This is a genomic window from Citrobacter sp. Cf118 (assembly GCF_030334095.1).
In the GTDB taxonomy this organism is placed as follows: domain Bacteria; phylum Pseudomonadota; class Gammaproteobacteria; order Enterobacterales; family Enterobacteriaceae; genus Citrobacter; species Citrobacter freundii.
In genome coordinates this window covers 1-16,126 of the sequence record NZ_JAOWES010000081.1, presented here as the reverse complement: position 1 = coordinate 16,126, position 16,126 = coordinate 1, and the positions used below count along the sequence as shown (strand labels likewise).

At 52.7% G+C, this 16,126-nt stretch carries 19 protein-coding genes; 8 read left to right on the top strand and 11 right to left on the bottom strand.

The window, feature by feature from the left end:
• On the top strand, positions 1-157 hold a 157-nt coding region (locus OGX67_RS09660; RefSeq protein WP_284881936.1), incomplete at its 5' end, for an IS3 family transposase.
• 152 nt (positions 158-309) lie between these two features.
• Here OGX67_RS09660 and OGX67_RS09655 read toward each other — a convergent pair.
• The 3 genes from OGX67_RS09655 to OGX67_RS09645 form a co-directional block, all read right to left on the bottom strand.
• The gene (locus OGX67_RS09655; protein ID WP_016241518.1) at positions 310-735 is read right to left on the bottom strand and encodes a hypothetical protein; all 426 of its coding nucleotides are present in this window, start codon (positions 733-735) and stop codon (positions 310-312) included.
• Positions 736-748: 13 nt separating this feature from the next.
• Positions 749-1,177, bottom strand: coding sequence for a hypothetical protein (locus OGX67_RS09650; protein WP_032155219.1), 429 nt, complete (start codon positions 1,175-1,177; stop codon positions 749-751).
• 133 nt (positions 1,178-1,310) lie between these two features.
• On the bottom strand, positions 1,311-1,625 hold the full coding sequence (locus OGX67_RS09645) for a hypothetical protein (RefSeq protein WP_009652923.1): 315 nt from the start codon (positions 1,623-1,625) through the stop codon (positions 1,311-1,313).
• Between the two features lie 788 nt (positions 1,626-2,413).
• On the opposite strand from OGX67_RS09645, the gene parM reads away from it, so the two are divergent.
• Positions 2,414-3,451, top strand: coding sequence for a plasmid segregation protein ParM domain-containing protein (gene parM, locus OGX67_RS09640; protein ID WP_009652920.1), 1,038 nt, complete (start codon positions 2,414-2,416; stop codon positions 3,449-3,451).
• Between the two features lie 13 nt (positions 3,452-3,464).
• Positions 3,465-3,851 carry a plasmid partitioning/stability family protein gene (locus OGX67_RS09635; protein ID WP_009652914.1) on the top strand — a complete coding sequence of 129 codons (387 nt, stop codon included), beginning with the start codon at positions 3,465-3,467 and terminating at the stop codon, positions 3,849-3,851.
• Positions 3,852-3,877: 26 nt separating this feature from the next.
• Here OGX67_RS09635 and OGX67_RS09630 read toward each other — a convergent pair whose 3' ends face one another.
• On the bottom strand, positions 3,878-4,234 hold the full coding sequence (locus tag OGX67_RS09630; RefSeq protein ID WP_242529909.1) for a GntR family transcriptional regulator: 357 nt from the start codon (positions 4,232-4,234) through the stop codon (positions 3,878-3,880).
• A 160-nt stretch (positions 4,235-4,394) separates the two neighbouring features.
• Between OGX67_RS09630 and hdeB the strand changes: the two genes are divergently transcribed.
• A complete protein-coding gene (gene hdeB, locus OGX67_RS09625) occupies positions 4,395-4,646 on the top strand; it encodes an acid-activated periplasmic chaperone HdeB (protein WP_007372196.1) in 252 nt (83 codons plus the stop codon).
• Positions 4,647-4,697: 51 nt separating this feature from the next.
• Here hdeB and OGX67_RS09620 read toward each other — a convergent pair whose 3' ends face one another.
• The 5 genes from OGX67_RS09620 to OGX67_RS09600 are packed head-to-tail and all read right to left on the bottom strand — an operon-like array spanning position 4,698 to position 10,071.
• A complete protein-coding gene (locus tag OGX67_RS09620) occupies positions 4,698-5,501 on the bottom strand; it encodes an MIP/aquaporin family protein (protein WP_007372195.1) in 804 nt (267 codons plus the stop codon).
• A gap of 53 nt (positions 5,502-5,554) precedes the next feature.
• The gene (locus OGX67_RS09615; protein ID WP_286526384.1) at positions 5,555-7,366 is read right to left on the bottom strand and encodes a diol dehydratase reactivase subunit alpha; all 1,812 of its coding nucleotides are present in this window, start codon (positions 7,364-7,366) and stop codon (positions 5,555-5,557) included.
• A gap of 10 nt (positions 7,367-7,376) precedes the next feature.
• Complete coding sequence (locus tag OGX67_RS09610; protein ID WP_257651749.1) at positions 7,377-7,805, bottom strand: diol dehydratase small subunit; 429 nt, start codon at positions 7,803-7,805, stop codon at positions 7,377-7,379.
• Between the two features lie 2 nt (positions 7,806-7,807).
• A complete protein-coding gene (locus OGX67_RS09605; protein ID WP_003024724.1) occupies positions 7,808-8,392 on the bottom strand; it encodes a propanediol/glycerol family dehydratase medium subunit in 585 nt (194 codons plus the stop codon).
• An 11-nt stretch (positions 8,393-8,403) separates the two neighbouring features.
• Positions 8,404-10,071, bottom strand: a complete 1,668-nt coding sequence (locus OGX67_RS09600) for a propanediol/glycerol family dehydratase large subunit (RefSeq protein ID WP_048217121.1) — start codon at positions 10,069-10,071, stop codon at positions 8,404-8,406.
• 392 nt (positions 10,072-10,463) lie between these two features.
• Here OGX67_RS09600 and OGX67_RS09595 point away from each other — a divergent pair, with 392 nt between their 5' ends.
• From OGX67_RS09595 to OGX67_RS09580, 4 genes are read left to right on the top strand one after another with little or no spacing between them, the layout of a single operon-like run.
• A complete protein-coding gene (locus OGX67_RS09595; RefSeq protein ID WP_257651750.1) occupies positions 10,464-10,892 on the top strand; it encodes a GlcG/HbpS family heme-binding protein in 429 nt (142 codons plus the stop codon).
• 22 nt (positions 10,893-10,914) lie between these two features.
• Positions 10,915-12,078 carry a 1,3-propanediol dehydrogenase gene (gene dhaT / locus OGX67_RS09590; RefSeq protein ID WP_003024734.1) on the top strand — a complete coding sequence of 388 codons (1,164 nt, stop codon included), beginning with the start codon at positions 10,915-10,917 and terminating at the stop codon, positions 12,076-12,078.
• Positions 12,079-12,094: 16 nt separating this feature from the next.
• On the top strand, positions 12,095-12,448 hold the full coding sequence (locus tag OGX67_RS09585; protein ID WP_032950260.1) for a glycerol dehydratase reactivase beta/small subunit family protein: 354 nt from the start codon (positions 12,095-12,097) through the stop codon (positions 12,446-12,448).
• Positions 12,449-12,979: a cob(I)yrinic acid a,c-diamide adenosyltransferase gene (locus OGX67_RS09580; protein WP_003841452.1), complete on the top strand. Its 531-nt coding sequence runs from the start codon at positions 12,449-12,451 to the stop codon at positions 12,977-12,979. It begins immediately after the preceding gene.
• Here OGX67_RS09580 and dhaR read toward each other — a convergent pair.
• Together dhaR and OGX67_RS09570 are read right to left on the bottom strand one after the other, a co-directional pair.
• The gene (gene dhaR, locus OGX67_RS09575) at positions 12,957-14,882 is read right to left on the bottom strand and encodes a dihydroxyacetone kinase operon transcriptional regulator DhaR (RefSeq protein ID WP_193863309.1); all 1,926 of its coding nucleotides are present in this window, start codon (positions 14,880-14,882) and stop codon (positions 12,957-12,959) included. The genes OGX67_RS09580 and dhaR overlap by 23 nt on opposite strands.
• A 91-nt stretch (positions 14,883-14,973) precedes the next feature.
• A complete protein-coding gene (locus OGX67_RS09570; protein ID WP_003024745.1) occupies positions 14,974-16,071 on the bottom strand; it encodes a glycerol dehydrogenase in 1,098 nt (365 codons plus the stop codon).
• Between the last annotated feature and the right edge of the window lie 55 nt (positions 16,072-16,126).

The following is a 16,126-nucleotide window of genomic DNA, read 5'->3' as shown; positions in this document are numbered from 1 at the left end:
AAAGAAAAAGATCTACGGAACGCGGGAAGAAGCCCGCAGCGATATTTTTGATTACATCGAAATGTTTTATAACAGTAAGCGTCGGCATGGTTCTAGCGATCAGATTTCACCGACAGAATATGAAAACCAGTATTATCAACGGCTCGGAAGTGTCTAGATTATCCGTGGCGATTCAACTATCATCTTTTAATGAACCAACTTGAGTCAGTAGAAAAGCAAATATTTTCTAAGATTGGTGCTTGGAAAAAGACATCTTTGCTTTGAGTGTCAGTGAAGAAAAACTTTATGAACAAACTTAATCCTCCTGCTTTATGTAATTCTTTTTTTACCAGGGATTTCTAGGAGAATCTTAGTCCATAACCCATCTGTCATAAAATCAATTATCGAGTCTGATATCATGGCTTTATTTGCAATTCTTTGAGCAGTGTAAATTGCCTGACTTTTATCTTCGATAAAGATGCCATGAGGCACTAGACTAACATTATCTTCGGTTTTCCTTGCCCACATGCGGAGGCGGTAATCTATTATGTATTCGTCATACTCTATCCACAGATGAGGTCGAATTATCTGGCCAGTTCCAGCCAACGTTACTTCTCCAACGATGCGCTGGTGCGGTATACAGAATCTATCTAGCAGGCAACTTACAACCATAGTATGACCATCACATTCGAGTGGAAGTACATCATATTTATGTAACAGCTCGCAGACATAAGCAACTTCAGGGGTTATGAACATTTACGGCCTCATATTAGACGGGGAGGGTGCTTAATTGGTCATTAAGCCTAAGTGATGATGGAGCCCAGTAGCCGGAACCGCACATCCACCGTTCACCAGGAAATGAAAAACCCTCTCTGATAAGAAACTCCCTAAGTTCGGTGCTGATGACATTCTCAACCTTTAAGATGTAGTTATTTGTCTCAGCTGCTTCTTTTAATTTCGAGAGTAACTGTCTGAAAAATCCTTTGCCTGGGGTCTTCACTGAAATGGTTGCGACTACCAGTACCGACGAACCGAGGTATGACATTTTTCCCGTCCGGGCACGGATGTATAACTCATCTACTAACTGAAGACCTTGAACCTTCATTGATTTTGAATGAAAGATGCTTTTTTTTGCTTCAACCATTAAGTGAGTGAATGATTGAAGGATCTTATTGATGTCTCTGTCATGACAACTCATATAATCACCAAATTAAATCAGCATAATAAATTGCACAGTGTATAGCGTAACTTTTCAATAAAGTTGATGCTTTGAAATAAAAGCAACAATACATAATCTTTGTGTCTTATTGGCTAAGGTTGTTATGTAATTATCAGAGGTTTTTAATCCTTTCTAAAGATGCTAGATATGCTTCATAGTTATCTCCAAATTTTTTCTTTGCCCGTCTTACTCTCATCTTTTCTGCCAGTTCACTCTTATGCTCGGTCTGGTATTTTTTATTGTTTTGGAGTTTTACACCTGCACCGGAACCGGCAGCATAATTTCTGTTTTTATCGCTAATGCACAACTTGCATTTACTTTTAAGGCCAAACTTACCCTTAAGTTCCTTACCGAATTCTTCGAAGGGTTTAACCTGATTGCATCCTTTACAGCGTTTGCACCCAGAGGGGAGATCTTCATTAGCCATGTCTAGTTCCAGTGGTTAAAGGTAATGAACTGCATTTTACTGCAAACAGGCACTTCCAACCATAAAATCGACTACTTAACCATAATTCAACATAAGGTTCATTAAGCGCACCAAGGTAAGGTGTTGATTGTTAAGGGTTTATCAGGGGGTTCTCTTGACTTGTTGGTATCCTCGGACTCAGGCTGTTACGTATCCTGTGACTAACTGAGCCCCGTCCGTGGTGACCAGTTAACAGATTCTCCAAGGAACCTTGTTAACGCTGCTTTAGCATACTGAGGCTTTGAGTAGTATCTGGGAAACCAGCCATCATAAGTTTGTGTGCCATTGCGCCGGTATTCTGGCCTGACTGACAGCTTACATCCATTACCATCAGTAGAAATACAAAAAGTGTACCCATCAACAGAATCAGAAGTAAGCAGAATGGATGTCATTGGGGATACCTCATTATTGAACTAACCAGAAACTACAATGGTGATCCGACATGGTTTCCTCGATTTTACCGACTGAGCTGTCATATAGCGATACCTTTTATTCTTAGGTTCTCTTGCAGTATTGGCTATCGATTGTCACAATTTAGTCTGGTGGCACTGGTTCATTTTTCGGGTGGTTTGTTACTTTTTCCGTTGGTGTTCCAGGGCTACCGACCTCTGCATGTACGTATACATCCCTCTTTCTCGTTTACCCCGCCAGATTTCAATCCGATAGAATCGTTCCTGTTTTACTCACTCGTAATTCACTTTTCATAGTCATTTTGTGGACATTAAACGTGCGCTACAGGTGCGCATTCCTTGCTTCAGGATGGCTTACTATCTAAAATGGCAGAGATTTTTGATACTTTTGAACATTTTAATGAGGTATATACCATGATGAACATCGCTTGTGATGACGGCTCAACGAACGTAAAACTTGCCTGGATTGAGAATGGTGAAATCAAAACTCATGTTTCGCAGAACGCCTTCCGCGAAGGCTGGGCTACTCCACTCGCATTTGGTGGTAAAACTATCTACAACTATCTCATTGATGGGCGGAAATTTACTCACGACATTGGTTCAACATCTGCAATTACAACAACGCATACCTCTTTCCAGTTCGACGCTGTAAGTCGCGTAGCAATTCATCATGCCCTTTTGACTTCCGGTCTTGAGCCACAGGATGTTGAACTTACAGTGACACTGCCGGTGGCCATGTTCTTCACGAGCGATGCGCAGTTGAACGAAGCTAATATTGAAAAGAAAAAGGCCAACGTTATGGGCCCAATAACCCTGAATAATGGCGAAACTTTTCATGTTGTAAAAGTTAACGTAATGCCTGAATCAGTACCTGCGGCTGAATATCTGATTGATCCTAAAACAACCACGCAGCTTACACGAACCCTGGTTGTCGATCTGGGGGGAACAACCCTAGACCTGGCCATCATTCAGGGGGCAATGGAGGGCATATCTGATATCTTTGGCAACAGCGATGTTGGCGTTTCACGAGTGACAAAAGCTGTTATGGCTGCGCTCCAGGATGCCCAGTCTCCAAGTAGTTATGCCATTGCGGATATCATCATTAAAAACCGTCATGATAGAGCGTTGATTGCTTCTGCGGTCAATGATCACTCTAAAATTGATGCCATCATTGACGTTATCGATTCTGAGTCGAAAAATCTGGCCGAAGCTGTTGCAGCTGATATACGTCGTCAGAACAGCGTCCACAAAATCATACTGGCCGGGGGCGGTGCTGAGCTCATCCATTCTCATATTGTCGAACTATTCCCTAAGCTGGATGTCATCAAAGCGCCTGACGCGCAGCTCGCGCTCGTCAAAGCAATGGCAAGCGTCTAAACGAGGTTATGTGATGGAAGAAGATAAACGTTTACTCGTCTGGCTCCGCCCCGGCAATAATCCAGAAGACGGTAAAGCTCTTGATATTATGGAGCGCTTACCCCGCCGATCCCGGGGGGAATTTTACCGTAAGGCACTGGTAATTGCGTCTGCCTTGCATGAGCTCGACCCTCGGTTAATAAATTTGCTGGCCGCACAAACCACGACATCGTTTAATGCCGAAACGCTGAGCAACATTCTGTCGCAAACGCTGGGCATTGCCGTTGAACGGAATTCTTCACCAGTGGAAACCCAGGCCACAGGTATCCGAGCAACAACCATCATTGATTCGGATAAGCCTGCTGAGCAGAAAGAACCAATTCCTAAACCCTCCCTGATGATGCAAACCCTCAAACGTTGAATCCGAACCGGCTACTAGTAGCCGGTTTACTCACCTTGCTCGGTTAACAAGCTGAGATAGATCCGCAACCCCTTATCCAGTGACTCTCTAATGGCATCTGCTGCTGCCCCTGCATCCCTGTTTGAAAGAGCGAGTTCAAGCGACGAGAAAAATATTGGCCATTTATCCTCCGAGTCAGATTCGAACGTGTAACTCAGAGTTGGCCACAGGTTAATCCACAGTTGGGTTACAATTTTGAAAAACTCAGGCAGACCGGCGTATATGTAAAGCTTCAGCCGCAGAGTGAGGTTTAGCTGGTGCGCCAGATAAACATCCCTACGTTCATATGCGGAACGCAGCTTTTGGCACAAAGACAGGCATTCTTCAAAGCCATTGGCATCCATTTTCAGTACGGCCTTTTCTGCCAGTTCTGGCTCAATCAATCGCCTCATAATGAACCCTGTTCCATGGCTCCAGATGACAAACATGATCTCATATCAGGGACTTGTTCGCACCTTCCCTAAAGCACTCGTATTGACCGTGGCGGCTACCACATTCTGTCTGATGACCAGCCCGGCGTTCGCGGTTGAGGAAACCACGCCGCAGAATATGACCTGTCAGGAATTTATGGATATGAACCCAAAAAGCATGACCCCGGTGGCCTTCTGGGTAGTGAATCGCAACACCGACTTTAGCGGCGGCGACTATGTTGACTGGCATGAAGTCGAGACCGTTTCGGTACCGAAAATGCTGCAGGAGTGCCACAAGAACCCCGCCGCTAAACTTGGCGATCTCAGCGCGGTCATCAAAAAATAACCCCCCCGGCATCAGGCCGGGGAAACCCGCCGCGCTGCGGCGGGTCCCGCTTTACTCATCGATACCGCATTCGCACGGCAGAAAGCGGCCGATAAGCTTGCGATACAAAAACGCCCCGATAATCGCCCCCACCACCGGCGCCAGCAGCGGCACCAGAAAGTAAGGGATCGCCAGCACACCGGTAAAGGCGATCGAGCCCCACCCGGCCAGACTGGTAAACAGTTTTGGGCCGAAGTCGCGCGCCGGATTCAGCGCAAAGCCGGTTAGCGGCCCCATCGACGCGCCGATCACGGCGATCAGCAAGCCAATCAGCAACGGCGCCAGCGGCCCGCGCGGAATTCCGTTGCCGTCGTCGGTCAGGGCCATGATCATCGCCATCAGGATTGCCGTGATGGTGGTCTCAACGGCAAACGCTTGTATAAAAGTGATATGTGGATGCGGGTACGTGGAAAAGACCCCGGCCAGGTTAAGGCTGGCGGCAGTGCCGCGCACGATATGCTGACTCTGTTCAAGATCGAGAAACAGCTGGCGATAGAGCCCATACACCAGCGCGGCGGCGCAGAAGGCCCCGGCCGTCTGGGCAACAATAAACGGCAGCACCTTGCGGCGTTCAAAACAGGCGAACAGCCACAGGGCAATGGTCACCGCCGGATTAAGGTGCGCGCCGGAGACACCGGCCGTCAGGTAGATGGCCATGGCGACGCCAAGGCCCCAGATAATACTGATCTCCCACTGACCAAAGCTGGCCCCGGCGACCCGCAGCGCAGCGACGCAGCCCGCGCCGAAGAAAATGAGCAATCCGGTGCCAAGAAACTCGGCCACGCACTGCCCGGTTAAGGTAGAAGTCTGGTTCATTATCGGCATCCTGAAATAGCACGTTAAAGAGAGAGGCTGGCGCGAGCGCCCGTTTAATTCGCCTGACCGGCCAGTAGCAGCCCGGTGGCGACCGCATTGCGCGGCCCTTCTGTTCCCCGAATATTGCCCTGCCCGGCGACTACGCCATAGTGCGACAAGGCTTCCGTGATAAGCTGCGGGATCTCAAAGTCCAGCGATGAGCCGCCCACCAGCACCACAAAGGCGATATCGCGAATGGAACCGCCGGGTGAGACCTGGCGCAGCGCGCGCAGGCAGTTGGTGACAAACACTTTCTCTTTCGCCTGCCGGCGCACGAGACGAATTTTTTCCAGCGGGCTGGCGTTATCGATCGGCACCAGTTCGCCCTCCTTGATGTACACCACTTTGGCGAACACCGCCGGGCTGAGGGCTTCCCGAAAGAACTCCACCGCGCCATTCTCGTGACGAATACTGAACAGGCTTTCCACTTTGGCCAGCGGGTATTTTTTTATCGCTTCCGCCAGCGAAAGATCCTCGAGGCCCAGCTCGGTTTTAATCAACAGGCTGACCATATTCCCCGCCCCGGCGAGATGGACCGCCGTTATCTGCCCCTCCGCGTTGACGATCGCCGCATCCGTCGAGCCGGCGCCGAGATCGAGGATCGCCAGCGGCGCCGCACAGCCGGGAGTGGTTAACGCCCCGGCGATGGCCATGTTGGCCTCCACGCCGCCCACCACCACCTCGGTTTGCAGTCGGGCGCTCAGTTCGCGGGCGATAACCTGCATTTGCAGACGGTCCGCTTTCACCATCGCCGCCATCCCGACGGCATTTTCCATGGCGCACTCGCCGGCCATCCCGCCCTGCACCTTGCGCGGAATAAACGTATCCACCGCCAGCAGATCCTGGATGTATATCGCGCTCATCTCATGGCCGGTCAGGGACGCCATTACCTTTCGCACCCGCTCCAGCATGCCGCCTGCGTGCGTGCCTGCTTCACCACGAATATCACACACGGGCGCGCAGGCGCTCATCGCCTGCATAATGGCCTGCGCGCCTTGCGCTACGTCGGCTTCACCGCCACGCTTTTCACCACGGATAAAGATCTTACCCGCCGGGATCACTCTTGATTGCACATCGCCCTGCGGGGTTTTCAGCACCACGGCGGAACGGTTGCCAATCAGCGCTCTGGCGATGGGGACGATAGTTTGCGTTTCCTCGGGCGTCAGGGCAAAGAAGGTCGCAATGCCGTAAGGGTTCGACAGCACCCGCACCACCTGTCCTGGGGCCGCCACTTCCACCGCCGCCAGAACACCTTCCGGCACCTTCTCCAGCAGAGTGACTTCATCAACCACCGGCATTGGCCGATGCAGGCGATTATTCACCAGCACGCCATCATCTTTTTTCAGGATGGCCGCCACCACATTGACGCCGCGATCCAGCGCTTCATTGATAAACCAAACCGCCTCAAGGAAATCCATCTCCTCACCTACCAACGGGATCCAGCCCTGGGCAAATCGATCCTCGCTCAACGCCGCCAACTTCTCCACGGCGATGGTGGTTCCCATGCCCACGCCAACGCCACCGGGCGTTTGCGGGTTATGACCAATCATCGTCGATTCGGTAATGATGGTTTCAGTGATGGTTTCCATCGCCACATCGCCAATCACCGGTGCGGCCTCGTTGATGCAAATTTTTGCTACGTCCTGCAGCGACCACGGCGTGTTATTCAGCGCCTGCTGCAGGGACGCGACTACCCCGGCGATATTATCCCGCGTGCCTTTCATACCGGTCGTGGCGACAATCCCGCTGCCGATAAACCGGCCATCCTGCGCCAACGCCACCTCGGTGGTGGCGTTGCCGATATCGATCCCTGCAATTAACGGCATGCTGCCTCCGTCACTGGCTGCCTTTACGCAGCTTATTTCTCTGCTGGTATATCTCTGCCGATTCGCGGACAAACCCGGCGTTCACCGTGGCATGCCATGTGTGTTCCAGTTCATCGGCAATGGCCTGCAACTCGGCGAACGAAGAACGAAACGGCCGCAGCGCGTTGTAGATCTCCAGAATGCGGGCATCCGGAATCGCAATCAGTTCTGCCGCACGACGAAAATTGCGCGCCACGGCATGACGCTGCATCTGCTCGGCAATCTGCGCCTGGTACTCCAGCGTTTGCTGAGAAATACGCACATCCTGCGGTCCTACGCGGCCCGCCAGCACATTCTCAAGAGTAATGTCGGTTAGCGGCTTGCCGGTAGGCGTCTGGATTTTCTCCGGGCAGCGGGTCGCTAATGGGTAATCCTGCGCAGTCATGATGTTGTCGTTCATGGTCATTCCCTTACCAGTGCAATATGCAACGTGACAGGCGCAGCATCCTGCACCACGTGTTTGGTTTCTTTGATATGAAACAGCGCGGCCTTGGCCATAAATTTAGGGCGCACCATCTGGTCATTGACCACTGGCACCGGCGAAGGCGACTCTTTGCGTGCATATCGCGCGGCGTTTTTACCAATCTGACGATAGGTTTCCAGCGTCAGCAGCGGAGCCTGAGAGAACAGCTCGAGGTTGCTTAACGGCAGCAGATCGCGCTGATGAATCACCGTGGTTCCTTTCGACTGGATGCCAATCCCGATGCCTGAGCCGCTGAGGTTTGCCGCATCCCATGCCATAAAAGAAACATCCGAGGTGCGCAGGATCCTCACTACCCGCGCATGTAATCCCTCTTCTTCGATGCCAGCAACCAGCTCTTTCAGAATCGCGTTGTGAGGCATATCAATCAGGGTTTTATGCTGGTGCTTGCCAAAGGCCGGGCCGACGCCAATCACCACTTCATCCACGCGTTCATCCGCGTTAGCCGCCTCGCCTTCGCTCACTTGTAAGGTGAAAACCGGCTTACGTTCAGTTGTGCATTCCACAGTGTTCCGCCTTATTCGATCGAGCCGGGCTGAACCACGCCCGCAATATTTTTAATTTCCGCCCAGCGTTCGGCACTGATGCGATAGCCGGTACCAGGTCCCTGATAATCATTGATGTCGTTGACGGCGCTGACGACGTCGAACTGGCGATCCAGAATGGCCGACGTTTGCAGGTAATCACCAGTAACACGCTGTCTCAGCATATTGAGGATATTGCTGGCGATATCTTCAAAACCGCTGCAACTCAACGCGCCGACGATATCCAGCCCGGTGATATTACGCTTCATCATCTCTTCCACGGCCGCCAGATCCTCCACTACATTGCGCGCAGGCATATCTTTGCTGCCGTGAGCATAAGTAGCGGCTTCCACTTCTTCATCGCTAATCAGCGGCAGGCCCAGTTCGCGGAACACCGCCTGAATGGCGCGTGCAGCCTTATTGCGTATAGCGATGGTTTCTTCTTCAGTCACCGGACGCAGACCGCCGTCAACCATCAGATCGCGTTGCAGGATGTTGTAATCATCGAAGTCTTCAGCGTCGAAGTTCGACCCGGCAAACATGTTGTCGTAGTTGGGTACCGCGCTGTAACCGGAGAAGATAAAGTCGGTACCCGGCAGCATCTGCATCAGGGTGCGGGCAGTACGGCGAATATCGGAATGAGAAAAGGTCTGGTCATTGGCGGAGGCCACTTCAAGGTCGAGCATTGAGGCAATCAGGTTTTCCGCCAGCACCGCGCGGATCCCCGAAGGCACAGCGCCGGTCATGCCGATGCAGCTGACCGCACCGTTTTGCAGCCCCTGTACGCCCGCGCCTTTAGTGATAAAAATGCAGCGCGACTCCAGATATAGCATCGATTTACTTTCGGAATAGCCCATCAGCGCTTCCGAGCCAGTGCCGGAGGTGTAGCGCATCTTCAAGCCACGCGATGCATAAGCCGAGGCGAGAAACGCTTTGGACCACGGCGTGTCATCACCGTCGGTAAACACCGATTCTGTACCATACACCGACACCGTTTCGGCATAACTGGTTAGCCCACGCATGCCCAGCTCCAGCTCCGTGGCCTCTTCAACAGAACATTGCGTCAGCACACCAGGACGACCGCACTGGGAACCCACCAGCAGCGCCAGGGCGTTAAACGGCGCGTAGCGGGCGATGCCAACCGTCGTTTCCTGCTCGGAAAAGCCACGGATCCCCGCTTCAGCAGCGTCGGCGGCAATCTGTACCGGGTTATCTTTCAGGTTGGTCACGTGGCACTGGTTGGAGGGCGTGCGTCTGGCACGCATTTTTTGCAGCGCCATCATCATCTCCACCACGTTCATTTGCGCCATCACTTCCACCGCTTTCGCCGGGGTGATGGCAGTGGTAATGGCAATAATATCTTCCCGACTGACGTGGATATCCACCAGCATTCTGGCGATCTCCAGCGCGTCGAGCTGCATGGCGTGCTCGGCCTCAGCCACGTTAATGGCGTAGTCGGCAATGAAACGGTCGATCATGTCGAACTCGGCGCGGCTCTTACCGTCCAGCTCAACAATACGACCATTTTCCACCTTCACCGACGACGCTGGATCGTAGGGGCTTTCCATGGCGATCAGCCCCTCTTCAGGCCATTCGCCAATCAGCCCATCCTGATTTACAGGCCGCTTCGCAAGTACTTCGAATCGTTTTGATCTTCTCATGATTTATTGACTCAAAAGATAAAAAATAGGGACGCCGGGCCGCATTGCCGGGGACACAACACCCGTCATTCGCCTTTCATCAGCAATGGTCGAACTCTAAATGAGCAGAACAATAAAAAAATAAAATTAATTTCGTTCCAATTTGGTACCTAATAAAAACGCATCGTTTCATATTGAAACGCAATTCAGGAATATCCATCGTGAATTGTGACGAGGTTAAATGATCATTATCAATAAACGCAAAACCGGGAAGGTGAATTTAATATCTTTGAAATTTTCGCCCTATTGACTTAATAACGTGCGGCGAGAAAATAAGGTAAAGCCAATGATAAAAATAGCTGTTGCGCGATATGTTTCGTGACCTCAGCCCTACAACATTTTCAGGAGAAACTGTGAATAAGAGCCAACAAATTGCCACCATTACGCTGGCGTCTGCAAAAAAAATGGCGCAGGCCGTTGAGGCTAAAGCGCTTGAGATCAGCGTTCCGGTGGTCTTTTCCGTGGTGGATCGCGGTGGGAATACGCTGCTAATGCAACGCATGGACGATGCGTTTGTCACCAGCTGTGATATCTCTCTTAATAAAGCGTATACCGCCTGCTGCCTGCGCCAGGGTACCCATGAAATTACCGATGCGGTACAACCTGGTGCTTCGCTATATGGTTTGCAGCTTACCAACCAACAGCGCATTGTTATTTTCGGCGGCGGTTTACCTGTCATATTAAACGGTAAATTAATTGGTGCCGTTGGCGTTAGTGGCGGCACCGTGGAACAAGACAGATTATTAGCAGAAACCGCACTGAATTGTTTCTCTGAATTATAATTTAAATCTAAGAAGGTATATTATGAGCTATCGTATGTTTGATTACCTGGTGCCAAATGTGAACTTCTTTGGCCCCAATGCTATTTCCGTTGTCGGCGAACGCTGCAAACTGTTAGGCGGTAAAAAAGCGCTGCTGGTTACTGATAAAGGTCTGCGGGCCATTAAAGACGGCGCGGTAGATAAAACCCTCGCCCATTTACGTGAAGCGGGCATTGACGTGGTGGTTTTTGATGGCGTTGAACCTAACCCCAAAGACACCAACGTGCGTGACGGTCTCGAAGTCTTTCGCAAAGAGCATTGCGATATCATCGTTACCGTCGGTGGCGGTAGCCCGCATGACTGCGGTAAAGGCATCGGTATCGCGGCAACTCACGAAGGCGATCTCTACAGCTATGCCGGGATTGAAACCCTGACCAACCCGCTGCCGCCGATCGTTGCGGTGAATACCACTGCCGGTACCGCCAGCGAAGTCACCCGCCACTGCGTGCTGACCAATACCAAGACTAAAGTGAAGTTTGTGATTGTCAGTTGGCGCAACCTGCCGTCGGTCTCCATTAACGATCCGCTGCTGATGCTCGGCAAACCCGCCCCGCTGACCGCCGCGACCGGTATGGACGCCCTGACCCACGCCGTGGAAGCCTATATTTCCAAAGATGCCAACCCGGTCACCGACGCTGCCGCTATTCAGGCTATTCGCCTGATCGCACGCAACTTGCGTCAGGCCGTAGCGCTGGGCAGCAACCTGAAAGCTCGCGAGAACATGGCCTACGCCTCTCTGCTGGCGGGTATGGCTTTCAACAACGCCAACCTCGGCTACGTTCACGCGATGGCGCATCAGCTTGGCGGTCTGTACGACATGCCGCACGGCGTGGCGAATGCCGTACTGCTGCCGCACGTGGCGCGCTATAACCTGATCGCTAACCCGGAAAAATTTGCCGACATTGCAGAGTTTATGGGCGAAAATACTGACGGACTTTCCACCATGGATGCCGCCGAACTGGCCATCCACGCCATTGCCCGTCTCTCCGCTGACATCGGCATTCCGCAGCATCTGCGCGATCTGGGCGTTAAAGAAGCCGATTTCCCGTACATGGCGGAAATGGCGCTGAAGGACGGCAACGCCTTCTCTAACCCGCGCAAAGGGAACGAGAAAGAAATTGCCGAGATCTTCCGTCAGGCATTCTGATAGTACAGGGGGCGCAATGTCACTTTCATCACCGGGCGTACATCTGTTTTATCACTCGCGCTGGCAGGATACCCGCGTGCTTGATGAGCTGTGCTGGGGGCTGGAAGAGCAAGGCGTCCCTTGCCGGGCAATCTGTTGCGACGAGCATGACTGCGCGCTGGCATTGAGCAAACTTGCGGCCAAAAGCTCAACGCTACGTGTCGGTCTGGGTCTTAACGCCACGGGTGATATTGCGTTAACCCACGCCCAGTTGCCCGAGGATCGGGCGCTGATCCGTGGTCATATCCGCGCCGGTGCAGCCCGGCTCCGCGTCCTCGGTGCTAATGCTGGTCAACTGGTCAAAGTGCTTCCCTTCAGCGAGATAAAATAAATGTACCGCATCTACACCCGAACCGGCGATAAAGGCACGACCGCACTGTTTGGCGGCAGCCGTATCGACAAAGACGACATCCGCGTTGAGGCCTATGGCACGGTGGATGAACTGATTTCCCAACTTGGCGTCTGCTATGCCAGCACGCGTCAGGCCGGGCTACGCCAGGATCTGCACGCCATACAGAAAATGCTGTTTGTTCTGGGTGCGGAACTCGCCAGCGATGAGAAAGGACTCGCTCGCTTACAACAGCGTATTGGTGAAGAGGATACTCAGGCGCTGGAGCAGCTTATTGACCGTAATATGGCGCAAAGCGGCCCGCTCAAAGAGTTTGTTATTCCGGGGAAAAATCTCGCATCGGCACAGCTACACGTTGCGCGAACCCTGACGCGCCGACTGGAGCGGGTCCTCATCGCGATGAGCAGATCGCTAACGTTACGCGATGAACCCAGGCGTTATATCAACCGACTGTCAGACGCGCTGTTCTCGATGGCGAGAATTGAAGAAACTAGTCCAGATGCTTGCGCTTAAACTGGCTGGCATCAATGTCGTACTGCTTCATCTTGCGCCACAAGGTAGTGCGACCGATATTCAACAGTTGCGACATCTCCTGCACGCGCCCGCTGGTGACGCGGGCAGCATGGATAATCGCCTCTTTTTCGATAGCGGTAAACGTCAGACTAGCAGGCAGCAGTGAAGACGCCGTCTCCAGACCTGGACGTTCGGCAAACAAATAATCCGGTAGATTGCTCAGCCGAATATGGCCGTTATCACTGCTGATGGCGATGTTTTCGATAATGCTGTTCAGCTCAAAGTCATTGCCCGGCCACGAATAGGCCACCAGTTGCGCCAGCGCGTCGTCGTCGATCTTCAAACTGTATGAAAAGCGTTTTTTCAGGCTATTCAGCCGCGTATAAATCAGCGAGGGAATACTACTGCGCCGCGCCCGCAGCGGTGGGATCACTATCTCAAAAGAGTGCAGCGCATAATACAGCTGACGGCTAAAGCGGTTTTGCTCCACCAGATTGGCGAGATCAACCGTGGTGGTGGCGATCACTTTGACATCCACCGGAATCAGCCGACGGGCATCCAGGCGGGTTAACACCCCCTGTTTGATCACCTGTAACAGCGCGGATTGCAGCTCCGGTGCCAGATATTCAATTTTTTCCAGAAACAGCGTGCCGCCGTTCGCCAGTTCAAGACGGCTCAACCGGCCATTTTCATCGTCGGTGGGCGCACTGCCCATAAAATCCTGCCCCAGTACGCTGTTGGCATACAACTGACAGTTCACGGCGATATACGGCCCGCTGGCGCGCTCGCTTTCATTGTGAATGGCCTGACTCAGCAGTTCTTTACCAACACCCTCTTCCCCACACAGCAGGATCGGGAAACTCCCCCTCGCTGCCTGGCGTCCAAAATGGATCAAGCGGCGGGTTTCCGGATCGTCAGTCGACATCTGCTCAAAGGTGTGGCTCACCTTGCCGAGCTGGCTGGTCATCAGTTGGCGCATTTGTTCCACTGGATGCAGCAGCAGAATAAAGCTGTTGCCCTGCTCCTCAACAATCGGCTTCAGGGTAATGACGGCATCAACAAACTGATGCTGGCTTTCAAAGGTAACTTCGACGTGATTCAGACCGCGGGCATGTTTGATCGCCCGGCGCAGCAGCATGGGGAGATTGAGCAGATCGTGAATGTTTTTCCCCTGACTGGCCTGCGCATCGAGATGCAAAAGCAGCGCCGCTCGCGCATTGATGAACTGCAATACGCCCTGTTCGTTCCAGGCCATCACACCATCATCCATACTCTCCAGCAGCCCGTACATCTGGTTCAGATGGCGGTTGGATTCAGCCAGCAGGCTGTCGGTCAGCAAAGAGTTGCCGACTTCTCTGGCAATCGCCAGCGTCAGGGATAAATCAGAAACGCACTCATGCTCCACCAGACAACATAGCGAGATGGAGCCGAACAGTCGACCATGGTTATCGAAGACCGGCGTCGAGCAGAACGACCACGGATGCAGCGCCTGTTTAAAATGCTGCTCGCCAGAGGTTTTTGTCGGCTGGCCCGGCATCGTCGCCAGCGACAGGGCACAACTGCCAATGATGCTTTCTGCACAGTAGCTGCCGTCACGAAACCCAAGCTCCGCCAGCTGTTCTACCGTCTGCGGATCGCCGCAACGGCTGAGAATACAGGCTGATTCATCCAGAATCAGCAGCGCGCACGGGCGGCCGTCCATAAACTCCCAGGCATCTTCCAGCGCAGCCTGAGCAATCGTCAGCAACGCCGTCTTGCGACGACAAATCGACTCAAAGGTCAGTCCCTGCGCCTGATGCGGCGCCTGCCAGGTTTCCCGCTGCATAAACTTGCTGCAACGATGCCATGACTGGGCAATGACTGAAGAGACTTCCTTCCCGATGCTATGCGTGTGCGCCGTCATATCCCTTTCCGCTGTTTAACCATAGACAACCCCTCCGGCAGAAACTGTCAGAGGGGGAGAAGATGCCGGATAAAAACCTACCGACGACTGATTAACGCGCCAGCCACTGCTGTCCCAGCAGATCTGCCGTCAAGATAGCGGCATGTACGCTTTCAGGCGTTACCGGGAACGGCATATTGTGGATGGTTTCACCTTCTGCGCAGGTCGCTTTCGCCACGGCCATGATCTTGCCGTCAACGTCTTCTTTCACGCCCATTTCCGCTAACGTTACCGGCAGGCCGACTTTCTGACAGAAATTCAGCACGGTTTCGATCTCTTCCATCGGGCTGTTTTGCAGCACCAGTTGCGCCAGCGTACCAAAGGCGACTTTTTCACCGTGGTACAAATGGTGGCACTCTTCCAGAATCGTAAAGCCGTTGTGGATCGCATGCGCCCCTGCAAGACCGCTGCTTTCAAAGCCGATGCCGCTGAGGTAAGTGTTAGCTTCGACAATACGCTCCAGCGCATCGGTCACCACGCCAGCCTGCGCAGCAAAGCGTGCCTTCTCGCCTTCCGCCAGCAGGGTATCATAGCACAAGCGCGCCAGGCTCAGCGCCGCCACGGTGGACTGTCCGCCCGCCATGCTGGTCGCTCTGGCGTCATAACAGGCTTTCGCTTCAAACCAGGTCGAGAGCGCATCGCCCATCCCGGCCACCAGCAGACGTACCGGCGCTTTGGCAATGATCGCAGTGTCCATCACCACCATATCCGGGTTTTTCGGGTAGATCAGATACTCTTCAAACTCACCGGCTTCGGTATAGATAACGGACAGCGCGCTGGTTGGCGCATCGGTAGACGCGATAGTCGGGATCACCACCACCGGCAGCTTCTGGTAGTAACCAATCGCTTTGGCAGTATCCAGCGTTTTCCCGCCGCCAATCCCAACCACGCCGCGACAACCGTGCTGTTTCAGAATGGCAATCAGTCGATTAATTTCAACATGGCTACATTCACCGTTAAAGCGTTCCGCATGGCAGCTAATGTCGTGGCTGTGCAGGCCGTTGAGTACTTTCTCTCCCGCCAGCTTCATCACGAAGTCATCCGCAATCACAAAAAAGCTGTCCGCCAGATTTTTAGCGTATTGACCAAACAAGGTGGAAGCGTCAGGACCCTGGAGATATTTGGCTGGAGATTGAATAACTTTTAGCATTCCTTTCATCCTCAAATAAGTACATGTTTTTACATGGTGAGCCCTGGCGTTAACC